This window comes from Rhizobium sp. BR 314 (genome assembly GCF_047445805.1).
GTDB lineage: Bacteria > Pseudomonadota > Alphaproteobacteria > Rhizobiales > Rhizobiaceae > Rhizobium > Rhizobium lusitanum_B.
The window spans coordinates 380,788-403,479 of the sequence record NZ_JARWLA010000002.1 but is presented as its reverse complement, the minus strand read 5'-3'; the positions used below and the strand labels follow the sequence as shown (position 1 = coordinate 403,479).

22 protein-coding genes are annotated in these 22,692 nt (G+C 58.7%); 10 read left to right on the top strand and 12 right to left on the bottom strand.

Features of this window, described 5'->3' with window-relative positions:
• Positions 1-206 precede the first annotated feature (206 nt).
• A complete protein-coding gene (locus QD461_RS04475; protein WP_414086632.1) occupies positions 207-1,193 on the top strand; it encodes an aldo/keto reductase in 987 nt (328 codons plus the stop codon).
• A 175-nt stretch (positions 1,194-1,368) separates the two neighbouring features.
• On the opposite strand, the gene QD461_RS04470 is transcribed toward QD461_RS04475, so the two are convergent.
• The 5 genes from QD461_RS04470 to clpP all read right to left on the bottom strand — a co-directional run bounded on the left by QD461_RS04470 (position 1,369) and on the right by clpP (position 8,049).
• On the bottom strand, positions 1,369-2,280 hold the full coding sequence (locus tag QD461_RS04470; protein WP_414086631.1) for an agmatinase: 912 nt from the start codon (positions 2,278-2,280) through the stop codon (positions 1,369-1,371).
• Between the two features lie 241 nt (positions 2,281-2,521).
• Positions 2,522-2,797 (bottom strand): DNA-binding protein HupB, encoded by a 276-nt coding sequence (gene hupB / locus QD461_RS04465; RefSeq protein ID WP_037153530.1) that lies wholly within the window; start codon positions 2,795-2,797, stop codon positions 2,522-2,524.
• A gap of 201 nt (positions 2,798-2,998) precedes the next feature.
• Complete coding sequence (gene lon / locus QD461_RS04460) at positions 2,999-5,419, bottom strand: endopeptidase La (RefSeq protein ID WP_414086630.1); 2,421 nt, start codon at positions 5,417-5,419, stop codon at positions 2,999-3,001.
• A 422-nt stretch (positions 5,420-5,841) separates the two neighbouring features.
• A complete protein-coding gene (gene clpX / locus QD461_RS04455; protein WP_015339478.1) occupies positions 5,842-7,119 on the bottom strand; it encodes an ATP-dependent Clp protease ATP-binding subunit ClpX in 1,278 nt (425 codons plus the stop codon).
• 297 nt (positions 7,120-7,416) lie between these two features.
• Complete coding sequence (gene clpP / locus QD461_RS04450; protein ID WP_004122396.1) at positions 7,417-8,049, bottom strand: ATP-dependent Clp endopeptidase proteolytic subunit ClpP; 633 nt, start codon at positions 8,047-8,049, stop codon at positions 7,417-7,419.
• 407 nt (positions 8,050-8,456) lie between these two features.
• Here clpP and QD461_RS04445 point away from each other — a divergent pair, with 407 nt between their 5' ends.
• Positions 8,457-9,704 (top strand): diguanylate cyclase domain-containing protein, encoded by a 1,248-nt coding sequence (locus tag QD461_RS04445; RefSeq protein ID WP_414086629.1) that lies wholly within the window; start codon positions 8,457-8,459, stop codon positions 9,702-9,704.
• A gap of 257 nt (positions 9,705-9,961) precedes the next feature.
• Here QD461_RS04445 and pstB read toward each other — a convergent pair whose 3' ends face one another.
• The 7 genes from pstB to QD461_RS04410 form a co-directional block, all read right to left on the bottom strand.
• Positions 9,962-10,795 (bottom strand): phosphate ABC transporter ATP-binding protein PstB, encoded by an 834-nt coding sequence (gene pstB / locus QD461_RS04440; protein ID WP_184701744.1) that lies wholly within the window; start codon positions 10,793-10,795, stop codon positions 9,962-9,964.
• A gap of 29 nt (positions 10,796-10,824) precedes the next feature.
• Positions 10,825-11,676: a phosphate ABC transporter permease PstA gene (gene pstA, locus QD461_RS04435; protein ID WP_184701742.1), complete on the bottom strand. Its 852-nt coding sequence runs from the start codon at positions 11,674-11,676 to the stop codon at positions 10,825-10,827.
• Positions 11,677-11,686: 10 nt separating this feature from the next.
• Positions 11,687-12,658: a phosphate ABC transporter permease subunit PstC gene (pstC, locus tag QD461_RS04430; RefSeq protein ID WP_184701740.1), complete on the bottom strand. Its 972-nt coding sequence runs from the start codon at positions 12,656-12,658 to the stop codon at positions 11,687-11,689.
• Between the two features lie 76 nt (positions 12,659-12,734).
• A complete protein-coding gene (gene pstS / locus QD461_RS04425; RefSeq protein WP_184701737.1) occupies positions 12,735-13,760 on the bottom strand; it encodes a phosphate ABC transporter substrate-binding protein PstS in 1,026 nt (341 codons plus the stop codon).
• Positions 13,761-14,023: 263 nt separating this feature from the next.
• Entirely contained in the window at positions 14,024-14,368 is a 345-nt protein-coding gene (locus tag QD461_RS04420) for a cupin domain-containing protein (protein WP_414086628.1), read from the bottom strand.
• Between the two features lie 142 nt (positions 14,369-14,510).
• On the bottom strand, positions 14,511-15,794 hold the full coding sequence (locus QD461_RS04415; RefSeq protein WP_184701733.1) for an O-acetylhomoserine aminocarboxypropyltransferase: 1,284 nt from the start codon (positions 15,792-15,794) through the stop codon (positions 14,511-14,513).
• Between the two features lie 149 nt (positions 15,795-15,943).
• A complete protein-coding gene (locus QD461_RS04410) occupies positions 15,944-16,372 on the bottom strand; it encodes a CoA-binding protein (RefSeq protein ID WP_184701731.1) in 429 nt (142 codons plus the stop codon).
• 112 nt (positions 16,373-16,484) lie between these two features.
• Here QD461_RS04410 and QD461_RS04405 point away from each other — a divergent pair, with 112 nt between their 5' ends.
• The 8 genes from QD461_RS04405 (at position 16,485) to argC (ending at position 22,464) form a co-directional block, all read left to right on the top strand.
• Positions 16,485-16,811: a hypothetical protein gene (locus QD461_RS04405; protein ID WP_414086627.1), complete on the top strand. Its 327-nt coding sequence runs from the start codon at positions 16,485-16,487 to the stop codon at positions 16,809-16,811.
• Positions 16,812-17,654: 843 nt separating this feature from the next.
• Positions 17,655-18,491 carry an EamA family transporter gene (locus QD461_RS04400; RefSeq protein WP_414086626.1) on the top strand — a complete coding sequence of 279 codons (837 nt, stop codon included), beginning with the start codon at positions 17,655-17,657 and terminating at the stop codon, positions 18,489-18,491.
• A 237-nt stretch (positions 18,492-18,728) separates the two neighbouring features.
• Positions 18,729-19,193: a 50S ribosomal protein L13 gene (rplM, locus tag QD461_RS04395; protein WP_004122374.1), complete on the top strand. Its 465-nt coding sequence runs from the start codon at positions 18,729-18,731 to the stop codon at positions 19,191-19,193.
• Positions 19,194-19,195: 2 nt separating this feature from the next.
• Positions 19,196-19,666: a 30S ribosomal protein S9 gene (gene rpsI, locus QD461_RS04390; protein WP_184701725.1), complete on the top strand. Its 471-nt coding sequence runs from the start codon at positions 19,196-19,198 to the stop codon at positions 19,664-19,666.
• Positions 19,667-19,805: 139 nt separating this feature from the next.
• Positions 19,806-20,069: a hypothetical protein gene (locus QD461_RS04385; protein ID WP_414086625.1), complete on the top strand. Its 264-nt coding sequence runs from the start codon at positions 19,806-19,808 to the stop codon at positions 20,067-20,069.
• Between the two features lie 67 nt (positions 20,070-20,136).
• Positions 20,137-20,514, top strand: coding sequence for an antibiotic biosynthesis monooxygenase family protein (locus QD461_RS04380; protein WP_414086624.1), 378 nt, complete (start codon positions 20,137-20,139; stop codon positions 20,512-20,514).
• Complete coding sequence (gene speB / locus QD461_RS04375) at positions 20,495-21,448, top strand: agmatinase (protein WP_414086623.1); 954 nt, start codon at positions 20,495-20,497, stop codon at positions 21,446-21,448. The genes QD461_RS04380 and speB overlap by 20 nt, the downstream gene beginning before the upstream one ends.
• 83 nt (positions 21,449-21,531) lie before the next feature.
• Positions 21,532-22,464: an N-acetyl-gamma-glutamyl-phosphate reductase gene (gene argC, locus QD461_RS04370; protein WP_414086622.1), complete on the top strand. Its 933-nt coding sequence runs from the start codon at positions 21,532-21,534 to the stop codon at positions 22,462-22,464.
• The last annotated feature ends 228 nt before the right edge of the window (positions 22,465-22,692 follow it).

Genomic DNA, 22,692 nt, shown 5'->3' with positions numbered 1-22,692 from the left:
AGAAATCCGATCTCCTCTTTTAAGGAAGCGGAGGCGCAAAGAACACTGTGTCACTTGCCTCATCCAATGGTTTCGTAAGCGGACGGAAGCTGCCATATTCCAAGCTCACGTGATTGCGATGCGATATCGCCTTTCGTCGGCTTGCCGCCGGTCCGAGCGGCTGCTACTGCGCTGACCTTTCATCACCTATGACGAGGAGATTTCTCATGAGACATCATGCTTTCGGGCGGACACCCTTTACCGTGACGGATGTCGGCTTCGGCGCCTGGCAGATCGGCGGCGCATGGGGCGATGTCAGCGAGGCCGATGGCCGCGCGGCGCTGAACGCCGCCCTCGATGCCGGCATGACCTTCATCGATACCGCCGATGTCTATGGCGACGGCCGCTCTGAAAGGATCATCGCCGATGTGCTGAAGGCGCGCGGCGGCGAGCGCCCGATGGTGGCGACCAAAGCCGGTCGCCGGCTCAACCCGCATGTGGCGGACGGCTACACCAAGGCCAATCTCGAAGGCTTCATCGACCGCAGCCTGAAGAACCTCGACGTCGAGAGCCTCGACCTGGTGCAGCTTCACTGCCCGCCGACCGAAGTTCTCTACCGACCAGACGTCTTCGCCGGGCTCGACGAGCTGCAGAAGGCCGGCAAGATCAAGGGATATGGCGTCAGCGTCGAGAAGGTCGAGGAAGCGCTAAAGGCGATCGAATATCCAGGCGTGCTCAGCATCCAGATCATCTACAACATCTTCCGCCAGCGTCCCGATCATCTCTTCTTCAAGGAAGCCAAGCGCAAGAACGTGGCTGTCATCGCCCGCGTGCCGCTGGCCTCTGGCCTGCTCTCCGGCAAGATCACCCGCGACACCCAATTTGCCAGCGACGATCATCGCAACTTCAACCGCCACGGCGAGGCCTTTGATGTTGGCGAAACCTTTGCCGGCGTTCCGTTCGAAGTCGGTCTGCAGGCGGTCGAGGAAGTGCGCAAGCTTGTTCCGGCCGGTGCCAGCATGGCAGCTTTTGCGCTGCGCTGGATCCTGATGAACGAGGCCGTAACGGTCGTCATTCCCGGCGCCCGCAATGCCGAGCAGGCCAAAGCCAATGCGGCTGCAGCCGATCTTGCGCCGCTTTCTGCCGACGTCATGGCGGCAACGCGCGAGATCTATGAGCGGCTGATCGCGCCGCATGTTCACCATCGCTGGTAAGCGGCGGCCTAAAGCATGTCGCGCCAAAGTGTGCAGCGGTTTTGCGGTTACGACATGCGTAAAATCAAAGAGCCAAAGCACGTGAAGCGAATCTCTGAGATCGCGACGCGCTTTGGCGAACGAGAAAGGCCGAGGGCAAGCCCGGTCCCTACTCTCTCCAGAAGAGAATTTCCGGTCAAACCTGCCGGACGATAGTTCCGATCACGTTGGTAAGAATGCGCGCGGCGGTGTTGGCCGACAAGTCGTCAACGTCGGTCGGCGGGTAGAATTCGACCAGATCGAAGCCAGCGATCTTCGCCCGCCTGCCGAGGCCTGCGATCAAATCGATGATCTCAGTATAGGTCAGGCCACCGGGCGTGCGCGCCGCTACACCAGGCATGATCGAGGGATCGATGCTGTCGCAATCGAGTGTAACGACCACCTGCGCTCCCTCAGGAATATGTCGCAGAGCTGCTCCGACACCCTGAGCATGTATTTCTCGCGCCGTCACGAAGCGGCTGCCATAGCGCCGCGCGTCTTCGATTTCGGTCACACGGGCGCTGCCGACGCTGCGAAGGCCGACCTGGACCATGCCGGCGACATGCGGCATCTCGCTCGCGCGGCGCATCGGGCTCGAATAGCCGTAGCGCTCGCCCTGTACCTCGTCGCGCCAATCGATATGCGCATCGATCTGCATGACCCAGATCGGTCCGCGATCGGCAAAGCCAGTCAGGAAGGGAATGGTTACGGAGCAATCTCCTCCGAACAGGATCGGCACGGCCTGCAGCGCAAGGACGTCACGCGTCTTGGCCTCGATCCGCTCCCGATTGCCGATATTGTCGCGCATCATGGTGGAGACATCACCGGCATCGACACAGGAGATGGGCTTTCCATCAAACAGCGGTCCACCAAGATCGAAATCCCAATGCTCGATCAATGGCGCTTCGCTTTGGCTTGCCGCGCGTATGGCGCCGGTCGCTAGGGCATAGCCACTGCTATCCTTGTTCGGATAGGTGCTGCCGTGGCCGGCTCCGTAGAGGACTGCACGGGGCGTGCTGCCATCTACGAGACGATCGGGAAAGCCGAGAAAGGAAGGCGATGCGGTCATGTCTTGCTGGTCCTGATAATCATCTGGCTGAAACGACTTCAGCCTCGATCCGAACATAGCCAAGGAAGCAGTCTCCGCAAGGGAAGGCGCGCGATGCAACCTCACATATGCAAGCTACCTTGCCGGTTAAGGTCCATGAACAAGCAGGCCCGTTGTCCCGGAACGAAAAAAGGGCCCGCAAAGCGGGCCCTCAATGTTCTCCAACCGCATGGCTAACACCTCGCGGCGGGTGAAAACGAAATCAGCTGTTGACCGCGTCCTTCAGGCCCTTGCCGGGCGTGAACTTCGGCACATTGCGAGCAGCGATGTCGACCTCAGCACCCGTGGACGGGTTGCGGCCCTTCGTGGCTGCGCGGTGAGAAACAGTGAAGCTGCCGAAACCAGCGAGGCGAATGTCGCCGCCCTTCTTCAGTTCAGCCTGGACGGTCTCGAAAACAGCGTCAACAGCGGAAGCAGCGTCAGCCTTCGTGATACCGGCCTTCTCGGCCACTGCGGACACGAGCTCATTCTTGTTCATGTTTCCACCCCTTTCTCTGGTATGAAACGACTTATCAGTAAGCGGGGTGCAAATAGGAATGCTCTTACCCGCCGCAACCCCAAAAACCCTGCGAACCAAGGAAAAGCAAGCGTTTCCGGACGCTTTTCACAAAAAAAGACCGGCAAAAATGCCGGTCTTTTCTCCATTTCTGGCAATTCGACAGAATTGAGGCGAAGAGCCTCAATGTGCGATCGACGCACCCACGTCGTCGACACCTTCGACCGTTGCGATCACGGGCGTTTCGACGGTACCATCCCATTCGATCGGCTCCGGCCGGCGGACGAGTGCGTGCTTAATCACCTCACCCATACGCGAGACCGGGATGATCTCCATGCTGTTCTTCACGTTGTCCGGAATCTCCGCCAGATCCTTGGCGTTCTCTTCCGGGATCAGCACCTTCTTGATGCCGCCGCGCATTGCTGCGAGCAGCTTTTCCTTCAGGCCGCCGATCGGCAGCACGCGGCCGCGCAGCGTGATTTCACCGGTCATGGCCACATCCTTGGAAACCGGGATGCCGGTCATGATCGAGACGATCGCGGTTGCCATGGCGACGCCGGCCGACGGACCGTCCTTCGGCGTTGCGCCTTCCGGCAGGTGCACGTGAATGTCGCTCTTGTCGAAGCGCGGCGGTTCGATGCCGAAATCGACAGCGCGCGAGCGGACATAAGAGGCCGCTGCCGAAATCGATTCCTTCATGACTTCCTTCAGGTTGCCGGTAACCGTCATGCGGCCCTTGCCCGGCATCATCACGCCTTCGATCGTCAGCAGCACGCCGCCGACTTCAGTCCAGGCGAGACCGGTGACAACACCGACCTGATCTTCGCGTTCGGCTTCGCCATGGCGGTAGCGCGGCACGCCGAGATAGTCGGGAACGTTCTCGGCAGTCACGGTGACCGACTTGGTCTTGCCCTTGATGATCTCGGTAACCGCCTTGCGTGCGAGCTTCATCAGTTCACGCTCGAAGTTACGGACACCGGCTTCGCGGGTGTACTGCTCAATGACGACCATGAGAGCCTCGTCGCTGACCGAGAACTCGCTCGGCTGCAATGCATGCTCCTTGATAGCCTTCGGCAGCAGGTGCCGCTTGGCGATTTCGCGCTTTTCGTCTTCGGTATAGCCGGCGATACGGATAATCTCCATGCGGTCCATCAGCGGCGCAGGGATATTCAGCGTGTTCGCCGTCGTGATGAACATCACGTCCGACAGGTCGTATTCGACTTCCAGGTAGTGATCCATGAAGGTCGAGTTCTGGGCCGGATCCAGCACCTCAAGCAGAGCCGAAGACGGGTCGCCGCGATAGTCCATGCCGAGCTTGTCGATTTCGTCGAGCAGGAACAGCGGGTTGGACTTCTTGGCCTTCTTCATCGACTGGATGACCTTGCCGGGCATCGAGCCGATATAGGTGCGGCGGTGACCGCGGATTTCGGCTTCGTCGCGAACGCCGCCGAGCGCCATGCGGACATACTCACGGCCGGTCGCCTTGGCGATCGACTGGGCGAGCGAGGTCTTGCCGACACCCGGAGGGCCAACGAGGCACAGGATCGGACCTTTGATCTTGGTCGCACGCGCCTGGACGGCCAGATATTCGACGATGCGCTCCTTGACCTTGTCCAGACCGAAATGATCGGCTTCAAGGATCTTCTCGGCATTGTTCAGATCGGTCTTGATCTTCGACTTCTTCTGCCACGGGATACCCAGCAGCCAATCGAGATAGTTGCGAACGACCGTCGCTTCAGCCGACATCGGGCTCATCTGACGGAGCTTTTTCAGCTCGGCATCGGCCTTTTCCTTGGCTTCCTTCGACAGCTTGGTCTTGGAGATGCGCTCTTCCAGTTCGGCCATTTCGTCGCGGCCTTCGTCGCCGTCGCCGAGTTCCTTCTGGATCGCCTTCATCTGCTCATTCAGGTAGTATTCGCGCTGGGTCTTCTCCATCTGGCGCTTGACGCGCGAGCGGATGCGCTTTTCGACCTGCAAAACCGAAATCTCGCCTTCCATGAAGCCGAGCGCCTTTTCGAGGCGGCCCTTGACGCTGGTTGTTTCCAGCATTTCCTGCTTCTCGGTGATCTTGATCGACAGATGCGAAGCGACAGTGTCGGCGAGCTTGGAGTAATCATCGATCTGGCTGGCGGCACCCACCACTTCCGGAGAGATCTTCTTGTTGAGCTTCACATAGCTCTCGAATTCGGAAACGACCGAGCGGCTCAACGCCTCCAACTCGACCTGATCTTCTTCCGGCTCGTTCAAGGTATGACCGAGGGCCTCGTAGAAATCCTCGCGGGCGGTATATTCGTCGATCTCTGCGCGCGCACGGCCTTCGACCAGCACTTTGACGGTGCCGTCGGGCAGCTTCAGAAGCTGCAGGACATTGGCAACAGTGCCGACCTTGTGGATTGCATCCGGCGCGGGATCGTCATCGCTGGCATTGATCTGGGTGACGAGCATGATCTGCTTGTCGGAACCCATGACCTCTTCCAGCGCACGAATGGATTTCTCCCGTCCGACGAACAGCGGCACGATCATGTGGGGGAAGACCACGATGTCGCGCAACGGCAATACCGGATAGGCAATGCTCTCATGTGCCGCAGACGTTTTCTTAGTCATAGTATTTCCTTTCCGTCGTCCCGTTTCCGGGCTCTCTGCCGGCTGGGGAGGATTAGCCGGCTCTCTCACTTGGTAAACAAGTGGAGCTTCACATTACCTATTTCAAGTCATGCAAGACGCACTGTCGTTAGACAGCGGACCGCGGATTCACGAGGACGAACGCAACAACAAGAACACCAAAGCCCAGCAACTCGAACACGGCTGGCGGAGCTAAATCCGAAGATAAAACGCCGGACTTGAGCCCTATCCGTCGGATACTCCAGAATCATGCCATCATGGCCGCAGCGGGAGATCTTAACAACCGGTTTCGACTGCGTTCCCATAAGCTTATCCAAGACTTTATCAGCAAACGGCGCGACTTTTCAAACGGAAAGGGGCCCGTCAGTGACGAGCCCCTCGATTCGTGATCGCTGATGCAGACATCAGGCCGTTGCGTTGGCCTTTTCTTCCTGCCGATCGGCATAGATGTAGAGCGGACGGGCAGAGCCGCGAACCACTTCCTCGGAAATGACGACCTCGCGTACGCCTTCCAGCGCCGGCAGCTCGAACATGGTGTCGAGAAGGATCTTTTCCATGATCGAGCGCAGACCGCGGGCACCCGTCTTGCGGACGATCGCACGGCGGGCAATCTCGCGCAGTGCGTCCTCGTGGAAGGTCAGCTCGACGTCTTCCATCTCGAACAGGCGCTGATACTGCTTGACGAGCGCGTTCTTCGGCTCGGACAGGATCTGGATCAGCGCATCCGCATCCAGGTCTTCCAGCGTTGCCAGAACGGGCAGACGGCCGATGAATTCCGGGATGAGGCCGAACTTCACCAGATCTTCCGGCTCCAGCTCGCGCAGCACTTCGCCGACACGACGGTCGTCCGGCGCCTTGACCGTGGCGCCGAAGCCGATCGAGGTCTTTTCACCGCGAGCCGAGATGATCTTGTCGAGGCCTGCGAAGGCGCCGCCGCAGATGAAGAGGATGTTGGTGGTGTCCACCTGCAGGAATTCCTGCTGCGGATGCTTGCGGCCACCCTGCGGGGGAACCGAAGCCACCGTGCCTTCCATGATCTTCAGAAGCGCCTGCTGCACGCCCTCGCCCGAGACGTCGCGCGTGATCGACGGATTGTCCGACTTGCGCGAAATCTTGTCGACTTCGTCGATGTAGACGATGCCGCGCTGCGCACGCTCGACATTGTAGTCAGCAGCCTGGAGCAGCTTCAGAATGATGTTTTCGACGTCTTCACCGACGTAACCGGCTTCGGTCAGCGTCGTGGCATCGGCCATCGTGAAGGGCACGTCGATGATGCGGGCGAGCGTCTGCGCGAGATAGGTCTTGCCGCAGCCGGTCGGGCCGACGAGCATGATGTTCGACTTCGCCAACTCGACATCGCCGTTCTTCGACGCGTGAGCGAGGCGCTTGTAATGGTTATGGACGGCAACGGACAGGATCTTCTTCGCCTGACGCTGGCCGATGACATATTCGTCAAGAACCTTGATGATATCCTGCGGTGTCGGAACTCCGTCACGCGACTTCACCATCGAGGATTTGTTTTCCTCGCGGATGATGTCCATGCATAGCTCAACGCACTCATCGCAGATGAAGACGGTCGGCCCGGCAATCAATTTGCGGACTTCATGCTGGCTCTTACCGCAGAACGAACAATAAAGCGTGTTCTTCGAGTCGCCGCCGTTGCTGCCGCTGACTTTGCTCATATCACTTTCCTTCCAGCACGCCGCCAATTCCAAAATTGGAATCGCGGTCCACTCAATGCGCCCGCCGGACCTGCCCCTCGCTTACTGGCAGATCGCGGCGCCCTTCGGGGTACTGAACGCAATTCCGGAAACAGGAATTGCGTGGCAACGATTCCCCTTCGAATGCCGAATGCCATGTCACAAAAACGCTACATGGCATTAATGCTTACTATTACCGCGTTCCGTTCCACATTAAACCCCTATTCGATCACAAATGGGATAGAACTGTGGCGTAGAAGTCACCGCCCCGTGGATAAGTTACGAGGCGCTTTCACCTTCTATTTCGGTACGCGAGGTCAGCACCTTGTCGATCAGACCCCATTCTTTGGCCTCGTCCGAGGACATGAAATGGTCACGATCGAGCGTCTGCTCGACTTCTTCATAGGTGCGACCGCAATGCTTGACGTAAACTTCGTTCAGGCGGCGCTTCATCTTGATGATATCGCGCGCATGACGTTCGATATCCGAAGCCTGGCCCTGGAAACCGCCCGAAGGCTGGTGAACCATGATACGCGAGTTCGGCGTAGCGAAACGCATGTCCTTGTCGCCGGCGGCGAGCAGCAGCGAGCCCATCGATGCGGCCTGGCCGATGCACAGCGTCGAAACGGCCGGCTTGATGAACTGCATCGTATCATAGATCGCCATGCCGGCAGTAACGACGCCGCCCGGCGAATTGATATAGAGTGCGATTTCCTTCTTCGGGTTTTCAGCCTCGAGGAAGAGAAGCTGGGCGCACACCAACGTCGCCATATGGTCCTCAACCGGTCCCGTGAGGAAAATGATGCGTTCCTTCAGCAGGCGGGAATAGATGTCGTAGGACCGTTCCCCACGGTTGGTCTGCTCAACAACCATCGGCACCAGAGCCATAGCTGTATCGACTGGATTTCTCATGTGCGTCCTTTACCAAGCTTGCCCCGGCGACGAAAACGCCGGGAATCGAGTAAAAATCCTTTACCCCTACATAGAGTGTCCCTGCCCTGCACTTCAAGACGCACGAAAGCATAACCTCAAAAAGCAGTAATGCCCCAAGAAGCGTTGACAAAGGATTTCTAAACGCGACTTTCGCAATGCCAATCGTGTAGGCGCGGCGTCTTGCACAACCCACCGGTTTTCCCGGCCGTAAAGTGAAGGAAACATAAAGGTCCGCTGCGATACGATGCCAACGTGAGACGCAGGTAAAATTTACCAAGTCATTTAAGGAACTTGCCACCTTATTCAGCAAGGATGGGCGCCGGCGGGAAAATAGCGCCTCCGGCGCCGCCGCTGCTGCCTTGGGGGAAAGGGAGAGAACACAGATCGTGCTGAACATGACCACAGGGCTAAGCATCTGGTGCTCGGAGGCCATCACCCTGGCAACCGTACTCCTCCTTGCCTGGCGTCACGATCGCCAGTCGCCCGCCTATCTGATGTGGGCGATGGGCTTTGCCGTCAGTGCCATCGGGTTTGCGATGGTGGCGGCTCGCGGCTTTGTTCCGGATATGTTGTCCATCAAGATCGGCAATGCGATCGCCCTGATGGGTGAAAGCGCCTGGATCGCCGGGTTCCGGTGGATGGACAAGCGCAAACTCCAATGGTCGGCGCTGCTGCCGCCGGCGATTTGGCTGGTTGGCGTGAACCTGCCCTGGGTCACCGAAAACTTCGTCAATCGCGTCATCCTCTACGATCTTGCGGGCGCCGTCGGCGCCAGCCTGCTTGCCTTTGCCGTGCGTCCGCGCGAGGGCAGGCACGAGCCTGCGCGTGGCCAGCTTGGCGTTATCTTCATGACGCTGGCTTCCTTCTGCTTCATTTCGGCGCTTTGGATGTCGTTGCGGGCGCCTGCGCTGGAAGAGGCGCAAATCTATCGCGGCTACGCGGCACTCGGCTACGGGCTGCTCGTCATCGCCGCCATCGTTCTGAACGGAAAGCTGTTGATGGAACGCTCCGAGCGGCGCTGGCGGGCGATCTCCGTCACGGACGCGTTGACAGGCGTTCTCAACCGCCGCGGCCTGCAGGACAGCTACGAAATCCTGGCCGGAGACGAACAAAGGCCGCCGCAGAAACTTGCCGCCCTATTGTTCGATCTCGACCATTTCAAATCGATCAATGACCGCTACGGGCACCAGACCGGCGACGCCGTCCTCATCGAATTCGCCCGTATCGCTCGTCTATTCGTGCCGCGCAACGGCGCGTTCGGCCGCATGGGTGGCGAAGAGTTCGTCGCTTTCGTGCCGGTGGGCGATCAGGCGGAAGCCGAGGCGCTGGCCGAAACCATCCGCGCTGATTTCTGTCGCGCTCCACTACTCGTCGGTCGCTCCTTGGTGGCAGCAACCGTCAGCATCGGCGTGGCGATCATGCCGCGCGACAAGGTCAGCTGGGACCGGCTGGTGTCTTCGGCCGACCGTGCCCTTTACGCCGCAAAACATGCGGGGCGCAATTGCACCATCGCCTTCGGTGAGACGGAGACCGCCAAGGCTGAGGATGCGCCGCCGAAGACGGATATCGGCGAGTTGGTGCCGACGCTGGAAGACCAGATCCACGCTCTGCGACGTATGGGCACGCTCGCGTGAATGTGACCGGACGTTCTTAGGCACTTGGCCGGTTCACCCTTTGCGAGTGGTCGGAGCAAAGGCCCCGGCCCTCTTATGCCGCGGCCTGATGAAACGCCCCTTGTCGAGCCTATCGCCTTGCGAAGCCCCCTTTTGCTGACTGCGGGGCAATGTGGCGGCGATTGGCAAGATTCGCCATGGTTGCTTCCGAACGCAAAATGGCACGCCTGATCAGCGCGCCATCGCAAATGGTCGATTTTGGGAATACCCGAACCGTGTCAGCCGTAACGACCGGTGATGTAATCTTCCGTGCGCTTCACCTTCGGCGCCTGGAAGATCTGTTCGGTCGCACCATATTCGATCAGCTCGCCGAGATACATAAAGGCGGTGCTGTCGGAGATGCGACTGGCCTGCTGCATGTTGTGCGTCACGATGACGATTGTGAATTCGCCCTTCAGCTGCGACACCAGTTCCTCGACCTTGGCGGTCGAAATGGGATCGAGGGCCGACGTCGGCTCGTCGAGCAGCAGCACGGACGGCTTGACCGCGATGGCGCGAGCGATGCAGAGACGCTGTTGCTGACCACCGGAAAGGCCGAGACCGCTCTGGTGCAGCTTTTCCTTCACTTCGCTCCACAGCGCAGTTTCCGTCAGCGCCGCTTCGACGCGAACATCCATTTCCGCCTTCGAGATCTTCTCATAGAGACGGATGCCGAAAGCGACATTCTCATAGATCGACATCGGGAACGGCGTAGGCTTCTGGAACACCATGCCGACCTTGGCGCGAAGATCGTTGAGATCGACGTCCTTGGTGAGAATGTTGCGGCCATCCAGCAGGATCTCGCCCGAAACCGTCTGGCCCGGATAAAGATCGTACATGCGGTTGAAGGTGCGCAGCAGCGTCGACTTACCGCAACCCGAGGGACCGATGAAGGCGGTGACCGCATTCTTGCGGATGTTCATATTCACGCTCTTCAGAACGCGATGACCGTTCTGATAGGTGAAGTCGAGGTTCTTCACCTCAAGTTTCGCAAGGCCGAGATCCGACTGGGAAGCGGCGTCCTTCCCCGTCTGTGCGTTGACGCTCTGGAAATTGCTGTCGCTCATGTTCATGGTCTCATTCCTATCGTTCGACGGCTGCGTCACTGACGGCGCCCACTCAGGACACGGGCAAGGACATTGAGGGCAAGAATGGCAACGGTGATGATCAGCGCGCCGGCCCAGGCCAGTTGCTTCAGATCCTCGCCAGGATCGGCTGCAAGCGTGTTGATGGCAACCGGCAGCGTGGCGATTGGACCGGTTAGGCCCGCATTCATAAATTTGCTGTAGCCGGCGGTGAAGAGAAGCGGCGCGGTTTCGCCGCTGATACGGGCGACGGCCAGCAGGATGCCGGTGAGGATACCCGTCCAGGCAGAACGGTAGATCACCATCATCATGGACTTCCAGCGCGGCGCGCCAAGCGCGGCAGTCGCCTCACGAAGCGCATTTGGCACGAGCAACAGCATGTCCTGCGTCGTGCGGTTGACGACCGGAAGAGCGATCAGCGCCAGTGCCAGGATGCCGGCAATGGCGGAGTTGCCATGCATGGGCACGACGACGGCGCCGTAGACGAACACGCCGACGATGATCGAGGGGGCAGACAGCAAGATGTCGTTGAGGAATTTGGCTGCCTCGGCAATCTTGGAGCCGTTGGCATATTCCACCAGATAGGTTCCTGCGAGAATGCCGATCGGCGCGGCGATCAGGATGGCGCAGCCCGTGACCAGCACAGTGCCGTAGATTGCGTTGATCAAGCCACCGCGCGAGCCCTGAGCCGGGATCGACATGGTGAAGACGTCGAAGTTGAGCGCCGATACACCACGGAAAACCAGGGTTACGAGGATGACGCTGAGAAAGAATATACCAAGGATGGCTGCGAGGAAGCAGAGGGCCATCATCACGCGGTTCTTCCCATAGCGCCTCGACACCAGGTTCTGACGAATTGCATTTTCCATGGGTTTTTCCTCAGTGCGAGTCGCCGCGGCCGATCATCCACCTTGCCAGCGCAAGCACGCAGAAGGAAAGGACGAACAGGAGCAGGCCGAGCGCGATCAGGCTCGACAATTGCAGACCATCAGCATCGCCGAAATTGTTCGCGATCTGGGCGGAAATGGTGGTGGACGGCGAGATGATCGACGATTGCAGGCGGCTCACCGAGCCGACAACGAAGGTGACGGCCATGGTTTCGCCAAGCGCGCGGCCGAGGCCGAGCATGATGCCGCCGACGAGACCGCGACGTGTATAGGGGATCAGGATATGGCGAGCCACTTCCCACGTGGTCATGCCCATGCCGTAGGCGGATTCACGCAGCATCGGCGGCACGGTGCTGAACACGTCGCGGGAAATCGCGGTGATGAACGGCAGGATCATCACGGCCAGCACGAGACTTGCCGTCAACAGGCCGACACCTGGCGCCGGCGGCTGGAAGAGCAGGCCGATCACCGGCACCTGGCCGATCGTCATGATAAGGAAGGGCAGAATATAGTTCTGCATCAGCGGCACGAGAATGAACAGACCGACGATGCCGTAAATGATCGAGGGAACACCGGCCAGAAGTTCAATGGCCGTGCTGATCGGGCGGCGCAGGCTGCCAGGGCAAAGCTCAGTCAGGAATATGGCGATGCCGATACCCAGAGGAACGGCGATCAACATGGCGATGAGTGCACTTACCAGGGTACCGACCACGGCCGGCACGGCGCCATAGATTTCGGCGGGAGCACTCCACTTCGTCCCCCAGAGGAACGAAAAGCCGAAAGCCTGGAATGTCGGCACGGCATCGATGATGAGAACCACAAGGATTGCCAGCAGCAGAAGCACGACAAGGGCGGCCGAGCCGAGCGTCATAAAGTAGAAAATCCGATCTTGCATCCGGAATTTTCTGGTAGCGGCGGTGGTATCCAGTGCCTGGAAGCCAGCCGTCTGAGTCGCATCAGCCATCGATTTCCCCTTGTCCCGTCATGAAAGGCGGACAGGGCTATACCCTGTCCGCCGCAACTTTTTCATTCAGCACAAATTATTTCGTGCCGAAGTCCGTCTTCCACGACTTCTCGACGATCTCGGCAACATTCTCCGGGATAGCGAGGTAAGACAGCGCAGTCGCGTCCTTCTGGCCATGCTCATAGGACCACTTGAAGAACTTCAGAGCTTCTTCGTTCTTAGCAGCATCGGCCGGCTTCTTGTAGAGCAGAACCCAGGTCGAAGCAGCAATCGGCCAGCTCTTTTCGCCCGGCTGATTGGTGATGATCAGGTTGAAGTTCTTGGCCTTGGCCCAATCGGCGTTCGAGGCAGCAGCCTTGAAGGTGTCGAGGCTAGGCTCGATAACCTTGCCGGCAGCGTTCTTCATCTTCGCGAAACCGATGTGGTTGGCGACGACGTAGGAATACTCAACGTAGGAGATCGAACCAGCCGTCTGGTTGACGGTGGTGGAAACGCCTTCCGAACCCTTGGCACCGAAGCCGACCGGCCATTCAACTGCCGTGTTCGAACCAACCTTTTCCTTCCACTCCGGCGAAACCTTTGCCAGGTAGTCGGTGAAGTTGAAGGTCGTGCCCGAGCTGTCAGCGCGATAAACGACGGAGATCGCCGTGGAAGGCAGCTTCACATCGGCGTTGAGAGCCTTGATGGCAGCATCGTCCCACTTGGTGATCTTGCCGAGGAAGATGTCGGACAGCGTCTTGCCGTCGAGAACGAGCTGGCCCGGCTTTACGCCTTCGATGTTGTAGGAAACAACGATGCCGCCGGAGATCATCGGGAACTGGGCAATGCCGTTCTTTTCGAGGTCGGCGTCGCTCATCGGCTTGTCCGAAGCACCGAATACGATGGTCTTGTCGAGGAGCTGCTTGATGCCGGCGCCCGAACCGACCGACTGGTAGTTGACGACATTGTTCGTCGCAGCCTTGTAGCCTTCGGCCCACTTGGACAGAACCGGTGCGATGAAGCTAGAGCCGGCGCCCGTGATGTCGGCAGCCGAGGCCGAAGCGGACATAGCCGCAATGAGGCCTGCAGTCAGGCAAAGCGAACGGAGTTTCAGGTTAAGCATAGTAGACTCACTTCCTCAAGTGAATGAAAGGATGGCGAGCAGAAGATCGGCGCGAGGCACACATAGTAAACGAGCCTCCTCACCTGAAATCTCCTGGCGACAGAGATGGCTCTAAAGACGCATTGTTTCAGTTTGATGACAATTTAATGAAGCCGCGGTGACACAACCTACGGCAATCATCGCGACCAGCGCGGAACCGCGTGAAATGGGCTGCTTCAATCAGCGCACGGATCCGAACTTCATGTTTTGATTCAACGACCTCGTCACAGACGGATCACATAGTCCTTGCGAGTCGTTTCAATGACTTCCCAGGTTCCCTTGAATCCCGGCTTCAGGATCAGACGATCGCTCGCCCGCAGGTGAAACACCTCTCCGTCGTCGGCTGTCACAATTGAATAGCCGGAGAGGATGCGGAAGTACTCCCATTCGTCATAAACGATCCGCCATTTGCCTGGAGTTGCTTCCCAGATACCGGCATAGAGGCCACCATCGGCCTCGTCGAGGTTCCATGTTCGGAAGACCGGCGCTCCCGAAATGAGACGATCCGCTGCGGGCGCGCCCTCCTCGGGCTCAACGCCATCGACATTCAGCTGCACGTAGCTTGCCACTTTAGTCTCCCGCCGATCACGCTTGGCCAAGGCCAAAAAAAGTCCGCGACCGCCATGTGGCGATCGCGGATCAACACAAGCATGAAATGTGCTGCAGTCAAAGAGGTCGCCTGGCGTTTTCGACCTCGCGCCGCCGCAGTCCTCAGACTTTTGCCAGGGACTGTTGGAGATCAGCGATGATGTCCTTCACATCTTCAATACCGATCGACAGGCGCACGACATCGGGACCGGCACCGGCCGCGACCTTCTGCTCGTCGGTCAGCTGCTTGTGCGTGGTCGATGCGGGATGGATGACGAGCGAGCGGGTGTCGCCGATATTTGCCAGATGCGAAAAGAGCTCAAGCCCTTCGACCAGCCCCTTGCCGGCCTCATAGCCGCCCTTCAGCCCGAAGGTGAAGACGGAGCCGGCGCCCTTCGGCGAATAGCGCTGCTGCAATGCGTGGTTCGGGTCGTCCTCAAGCCCGGCATAGTTGACCCAGGCCACCTTGTCCTGCGACTTCAGCCAGCGCGCGACGGCAATCGCATTGTCAGAATGGCGCTGCATGCGCAGCGGCAGCGTCTCGATGCCCGTCAGGATCATGAAAGCGTTGAACGGCGAGATCGCCGGGCCGAGATCGCGCAGGCCGAGAACGCGGCAGGCGATCGCAAAGGCAAAATTGCCGAAGGTCGAATGCAGAACGACGCCATTATATTCCGGCCGCGGTGCCGACAGCATCGGATAATTACCGGATGCGGACCAATCGAAGGTGCCACCGTCGACGATGATGCCGCCCATGGAATTGCCGTGACCGCCGAGGAATTTCGTCAGCGAATGGACGACGATATCGGCGCCGTGCTCCAGAGGCCTAATGAGATAAGGGCTCGCCATCGTGTTGTCGACGATCAGCGGCAGGCCATGCTTGTGGGCAACGGCCGCGATCGCCGCGATATCGACGAAGGTGCCGCCCGGATTGGCCAGGCTCTCGATGAAGATGCCACGCGTACGCTCATCGATCTGCGCTTCAAAGCTGGCCGGATCCGCCGGATCGGCCCAGCGCACGCGCCAGTCGAAATTCTTGAAGGACTGGCCGAACTGATTGACAGTGCCGCCATAGAGCCGTCTGGCAGCAATGAAATTGTCGCCCGGGCGCATGATGGTGTGGAAGACGAGCAGCTGGGCGGCATGACCCGAAGCGACGGCAAGCGCCGCCGTGCCGCCTTCAAGGGCGGCCACGCGCTCCTCGAGCACGGCCTGTGTCGGGTTCATGATGCGCGTATATATATTGCCAAACTGCTGCAAGCCGAACAGCGCTGCGGCGTGATCCGCATCCTGGAAGACGAAAGACGTCGTCTGGTAGATCGGCGTCGCCCGCGCGCCTGTCGTGGGGTCGGGCTGCGCGCCCGCGTGAATTGCGAGCGTGTCGAAACCAGGATTGTTTGTTGGCATGATAATTCCTCCCGCCAGATTCTCTTTGCGATGGAAAGATCATAACGGGTGCGACACGAAAGTTAACCGCGAACTTTGCCGCGGGCTTCAACTCGCGGAAAAAACTTGCCATCTTTCAGCAAGATCGCGCGATAAACTGCCGTTTCGGATCAGGCGACAAGTCGCGGATATTCGATGGCCGGGCAGCGGTCCATGACGACCCTGACGCCAGCGGCTTCGGCTCTGGCCGCGGCGGCATCGTCCCGCACGCCGAGCTGTCCCCAGATCACCGGCGGCCGAGGATCGATCATGATGGTCTCTTCGACCACCGATCTCAGATATTCAGGCGCCCGGAAGACGTCGACCATATCGACCGGCTCGGGAATGTCTGCCAGGTGGGCATAGACCCATTGTCCGAGTATTTCCTTGCCGGCCTGCCCCGGGTTGACGGGGATGACACGATAGCCCTTATTCAGCAGGTAGGCCATCACGCCATTGCTCGGCCGTGCGGGGTTTGGCGATGCGCCAAGGAGCGCAATGGTTCTGACAGATAAAAGGATGTCGGCGATATAGGAATCGTCATAACTATCGTGGTTCATCACGAAGCCTCCCAAAGCGATCAAACTTGCGTTTTTACCGCAAATACCGAAACCGCAAGCGCGGCCTCAGAGTATATATTACATTATAGCAATTTCAGGGAGGACTAACCCAATGAAAAAGATCGTTCTGCTGAGCCTGGCAATCATCTTGGCCTCCACCCCTGCCCTGGCGATTTCACGCTACAATTCCATGTCGATGACCTGCGCCGAAGCCAGGGCGACCATCAATCGCGAGCGGGCCGTTATCATGCGGTATCCGGCCAAACGGACGCCCAAGATGACGCTCTACGACCGCTATGTTGCCGACAGCCGCTCATGCGACGTTGGCTTCTACGCCGATCAGGACTATCTGCCGACGAAGGACCGCGCCTCCTGCCCCGTCTACATATGCCGGCCGGCAACCGATTTTGATGACGATACCCTGATCTTCCGGCGGTGATCGCGACGCGTAGGATCTGCGCTCATGAACAGGCACCCGGTCGACTACGACTGGTGATTGTTCCCGGCAAGGAGCGTGGCCATCCGAGCGACCATGCAACCATTGTCATACGCGTCGCTCAGACATGTTTTTCAAACAGCTTTCACCGCTTTTGCAGGTGATACCAGACATGTTCTTCTGAAATACGATCTTTGTTCCCCATTCATTCACTCCAAATTTAGAGGAATCTAATTCAAAGATTATGCACGAAGAGAACAGCCGTAGGCTAAGAAGACACGCGGCAACACGATTTTTCCGATCGATTATTTTTGGTCATCTCGCAATTTTGCACTCAGCGAATCACGTCGAAATTCCGATTTGTACTTACGATCGGACTGCCAATTTGTTGGGCAGTCATGAATTTTGCCAAAGAGGAGGCCTGTAATAGTTTACAGTATTTGAAATTTTTTCCACTATACTCAGACACCGCTCAATCTCAGCGGGAAGGAAATGCAGCAGGATCAACCAGAAAATTCTACATGATCGGATGGCAACGTTGCAACAGCGCAGAGCGCAAATAACCTTGCGTTAAATAGTGCTAATTCTACCCAGGCGTTCACATGACATGCGATGTTTGTTCGCGATTCATACCGCAATAATTTAGTTATTCATAATATATGCAACCAAAATCAAGAACATAGGAAGAACACTCTCATCGCCGGTCCGCGGCAAGGGCATAGGCGCAGGTACCGGGGCATAAACCGCCAATCCCGTTGCTTTTTGATGTATTGAGGGTCATATGTGAGCCTCACTCCCACAAAATACCAGGATTCCGCGTCTCTTCTCCTGATTTTCGAGGTTTTCGTGTCTCTCGACGTTATCGCCCTTGTCCTCTTTGGCGCGCTGTTGCACGCGACGTGGAATGCGATCATCAAGGCCGGGACCGATAAGTCTCTGGACGCAGCATTGGTCTCTGCGGGAGGCGCCGTTGCCGCCTTGCCCCTATTACCGTTCCTCCCGCTACCTGCCTCAGCAGCTTGGCCATTCATCGGCGCTTCGGCAATTCTTCAATTTGCGTACTTCCAGCTTGTTGCGGCCGCCTACCGCGCCGGAGACATCGGCTTGGTCTATCCGCTGATGCGCGGCGTGGCGCCCCTGCTCATCGTCTCCACGAGCAGCTTCATCCTCAAGGAATCGCTTTCGGGAGCCGCCCTGATCGGCACCATGACGATCTGTACCGGCATATTGACGCTGGCCTTCGAGGCACGGAAAGGCGGCCGGCGCGCGATCCTGCTCGCTCTTTCCAACGCCGTCGTCATCGCAACCTACACCTATGTCGACGGCATCGGCGCCCGGATTTCAGGCAATTCCATATCCTATACACTATGGATGTCGCTGCTGCCGCCCGTCCTTCTGTTCGTATGGGCTGTCTCGCAGCGCGGCGCCAGTGCGGTCGCTGCCCATGTCCGCTACAACTGGTGGCGCGGACTGATCGGCGGCGGCGGCTCGATCGCCTCCTACGGTGTTGCCTTGTGGGCGATGACCAAGGCACCAGTCGCCATGGTCGCGGCTTTGCGGGAAACATCAATCCTCTTCGCGCTGGTCATTTCCGTCGTCGTTCTGAAGGAGCGTTCCAGCATCTGGCGCTACATTGCCGGCGCCATTATTGCCGCAGGAGTTCTCGTTTTAAGGCTGGGCTGACACTCAAAATGTGTGGTTTCAAAATACCACATACACAAGCCATTGTTTTATATATATAATTTTTACGACCTCTCGGATCGACTATATTGACCCTGCGTCATATTCCCTCTATAAGCCGCCGCAGATCGCAGCCTTTCCGGGCTGCTTTCTTTTTGGCTCGCCTCGAGCGGATCAAACCAAGCAACAAGAAACGCCCTGAAGCCTTCGGGCCAAGGGTCTAAAAAGAGAGTATGCAACATGGCAACCTTCTCCCAGAAGCCTGCAGAGGTGGAGAAGAAGTGGGTTCTCATCGACGCCGAAGGGCTTGTCGTTGGCCGTCTCGCTTCTATCATCGCAATGCGTCTGCGTGGCAAGCATAAGGCTACCTTCACGCCGCACGTCGACGACGGCGACAACGTCATCGTCATCAATGCCGACAAGGTCGTCTTCACCGGCAAGAAGTACGAAGACAAGGTTTACTACTGGCACACCGGTTATGCCGGCGGCATCAAGGAGCGCACCGCTCGTCAGATCATCGAGGGCCGCTTCCCGGAGCGCGTCGTTGAGAAGGCTGTCGAACGCATGGTTCCGCGCGGCCCGCTCGGCCGTCGCCAGATGAAGAACCTGCGCGTCTACGCCGGCTCCAACCATCCCCATGAAGCCCAGCAGCCCGTCGTCCTCGACGTCGCCAAGCTGAACAAGAAGAACGTAAGGAGCGCCTGATAATGGCTGATCTCTCTTCCCTGAAGGATCTCGGCACGGTATCGGAAGCAGCTGCTGCTCCGGTTCACGTCCGCAAGGTCGATTCGCTCGGCCGCTCCTACGCGACCGGCAAGCGCAAGGACGCTGTCGCCCGCGTATGGGTCAAGGCCGGCTCCGGCAAGATCATCGTCAACGGCAAGGACTACACGGCTTATTTCGCCCGTCCGGTTCTGCAGATGATCCTGCGTCAGCCGATCGTCGCTGCTGCCCGTGACGGCCAGTTCGACATCGTTGCAACTGTTGCCGGCGGCGGTCTCTCCGGCCAGGCCGGTGCTGTTCGCCACGGTCTGTCCAAGGCCCTCACCTACTTCGAACCGGGCCTGCGCTCGGTCCTGAAGAAGGGTGGCTTCCTGACCCGCGACAGCCGCGTCGTCGAACGCAAGAAGTACGGCCGTGCAAAGGCACGTCGTTCGTTCCAGTTCTCCAAGCGTTAATCGCTTGCCCGAAATGGGATTTTGGAAAGGCCGGGGTTTCCCCGGCCTTTTTCTTTTGGCTATTACGATAAAATGTCGATCTGCCGGACAAGACACACCATTTTGTGGCAGACTGGTGTTGCGCACATCGGGGATTGCAATGACCAAACTCGTGCTGACATTATTACTGACGCTTGCCAGTGTCTCGCCTGCTTTTTGCGACGATACATCCCAACCACCGCCTGCGGACAAGGCGGCGGATATGCAGAGCATGAAGGACTTTCTCCAGGCGAACCCCGATTGCAGCGAATTCAGCGATAACTGCTCCGTCTGTCGTATGAAGGGCGGTCAGGCCATGTGTTCGACACCGCAGATCGCCTGTGTGAAAAAGCCGTATCAATGCACCGCCCGATCGGGCAAATAGGTGCCGGATCGGTTGGTTTGCGATTCCCCACCTGCTCCCGAAATTTGATGGCCTCCGGAGAAATACCATGGGCAAAAGTACTTCATCGCGTTTCGCGGCCACTCCCGAGCCGCCCTATTACATCGTCACATTCGCATCGCTCCGTACCGAAGGCGATAACGGCTATGGTTCCATGGGCGACCGCATGGAAGAACTGGCAAGGGCGCAGGACGGCTTTCTTGGCATGGAAAGCGTAAGGGGTCCGGATGGTTTCGGTATCACCAACTCCTTTTGGCGAGATGAGCAGAGCATTCTTGCCTGGAAGAACGTCGTCTCGCATCTGGCGGCGCAGAGGCTCGGTCGCGAGCGCTGGTACGAGCAATATAAGGTTCGCATAGGTCGGGTAGAACGGGCCTATGATTTTCAGCTAAGCAAAGGAGATACCCTTGCCGAGCACGTCGATTGATCACGCGTTTACCGCGCCCGGACTGACTTCGTCCGCCAGCGATCCGACCTTTGCCGGCGCGCTCTCCTTCATGCGCCGTCGCTTCACCAAGTCGCTTGATGGCGTCGACGCCGTTGTCTGGGGCATCCCCTTCGATGCCGCCACATCCAACCGGCCGGGAACGCGCTTCGGGCCGCAGGCGATCCGCCGTGCCTCGGCTATCTTCGACAACGATCCGCAATATCCCTTCAATCGCGACCTGTTTGCCGAGATGGCTGTCATCGACTATGGCGATTGCCTGCTCGACTACGGAAACCATCAGGATACACCCGCTGCGATCGAGCGGCAGGCAACGACGATCCTCGACAGCGGCGCATTCATGCTGACGCTCGGCGGCGATCATTTCATCACCTGGCCCCTGCTGAAAGCACATGCCGCCAAGCATGGCCCGCTGGCGCTCGTGCAGTTCGACGCCCATCAGGACACGTGGTTCGACGACGGCAAGCGCATCGACCACGGCTCCTTCGTCGCCCGCGCCGTCCGCGAAGGCCTGATCGACCCGGATCGCTCCATCCAGATCGGCATCCGCACGCATGCGCCAGACGATTTCGGCATCCATATTCTCTACGGCCATCAGGTTGAGGATATGAGCGCCGCCGACATCGCCTCGACGATCATCTCGCATACCAAGGGTGCGCCCGCCTATCTCACCTTCGACATCGACTGCCTGGACCCTGCCTATGCGCCAGGCACCGGAACCCCGGTTGCCGGCGGTCCTTCCAGCGCGAAGATCCTCTCGGCGCTGCAGCGGCTGCATCAGCTCGACATCCGCGGCGCCGATGTCGTCGAAGTTTCCCCGGCCTATGACCACGCCGATATCACCGCCATTGCGGGGGCAACGGTGGCGATGTATATGCTCGGTCTGCATGCCGAAAGGCGCGCGGCCGGACGCTGAGTCCGGCTGTTATCTTATTGAATCAACTTCATGGCAAACTGAGTCCGGAAACACTCTGAACCTATTGAAAGAGCAGGAATAACATGGCACCGAAGATCTTCATCGATGGCGAACACGGAACCACGGGCTTGCAGATCCGCACGCGCATGGCCGACCGCCGCGACGTCGAGCTTCTGTCCATTCCGGAAGCCGAGCGCCGCAATGCCGCCATGCGCGAGGATATGCTGAACAGCGCCGACATCGCCATTCTCTGCCTTCCTGACGATGCATCGAAGGAAGCGGTGAAAATGGTGGCGAGCAACAATAATGTTCGCGTCATCGACACCTCGACGGCGTTCCGTATCCATCCTGATTGGGCCTATGGCTTTGCCGAGATGGACGGCGATCAGGGTCGGAAGATCAAGGCAGCGCGCTTCGTTGCCAATCCCGGCTGCTATCCGACCGGCGCTATCGGCCTCATCCGGCCGCTGCGTGCTGCCGGCATCCTTCCGGCTGGCTACCCCGTGACCGTCAATGCCGTGTCCGGTTATACGGGCGGCGGCAAGCAGATGATCGCCCAGATGGAGAATGCCGATCACCCGGACGCCATCAGCGCGCCGCATTTCCTCTACGGTCTGACGCTGACCCACAAGCATGTGCCCGAGATGACGACGCATGGCCTGCTCGATCGGGCGCCGATCTTCTCGCCGTCCGTCGGCCGGTTCCCACAGGGCATGATCGTACAGGTGCCGCTACACCTCGGCGATCTGGCAGAAGGCGCGACGCTGGAGAGCATCCACGCAGCGCTCGCCGACCATTATGCCGGCCAGGATATCGTTCAGGTAGTGTCCTCTGAGGAGAGCCGCGCGCTATCTCGGATCGATGCTGTCGAGCTGGCGGGCAAGGACACGATGAAGCTTTTCGTCTTCGGTACGCCGGGCGCTGCCCAGGTCAATCTGGTCGCCCTGCTCGACAATCTCGGCAAAGGCGCCTCGGGTGCGGCCGTCCAGAACATGGATCTGATGCTGAGCGCCTGAGGCGCAAGACATACACCAACAGTTTGCGAGCCCGGTCGATCTTCCCCTGAGGGTTGGATTGGCCGGGCTTCTTGTCGAGCTAACGTCTGTCGCCAATTTAGGCACGTGTGCATTTCCGGCCACAATTTTGCCTTCCAGCTAAATTAGCAGCCACTACACGAAGAATTGATCCCCCGTGATGCGGCGCGACCTATTGTCGGCCGGATTCGCCGTTTAACGGCTTCACGG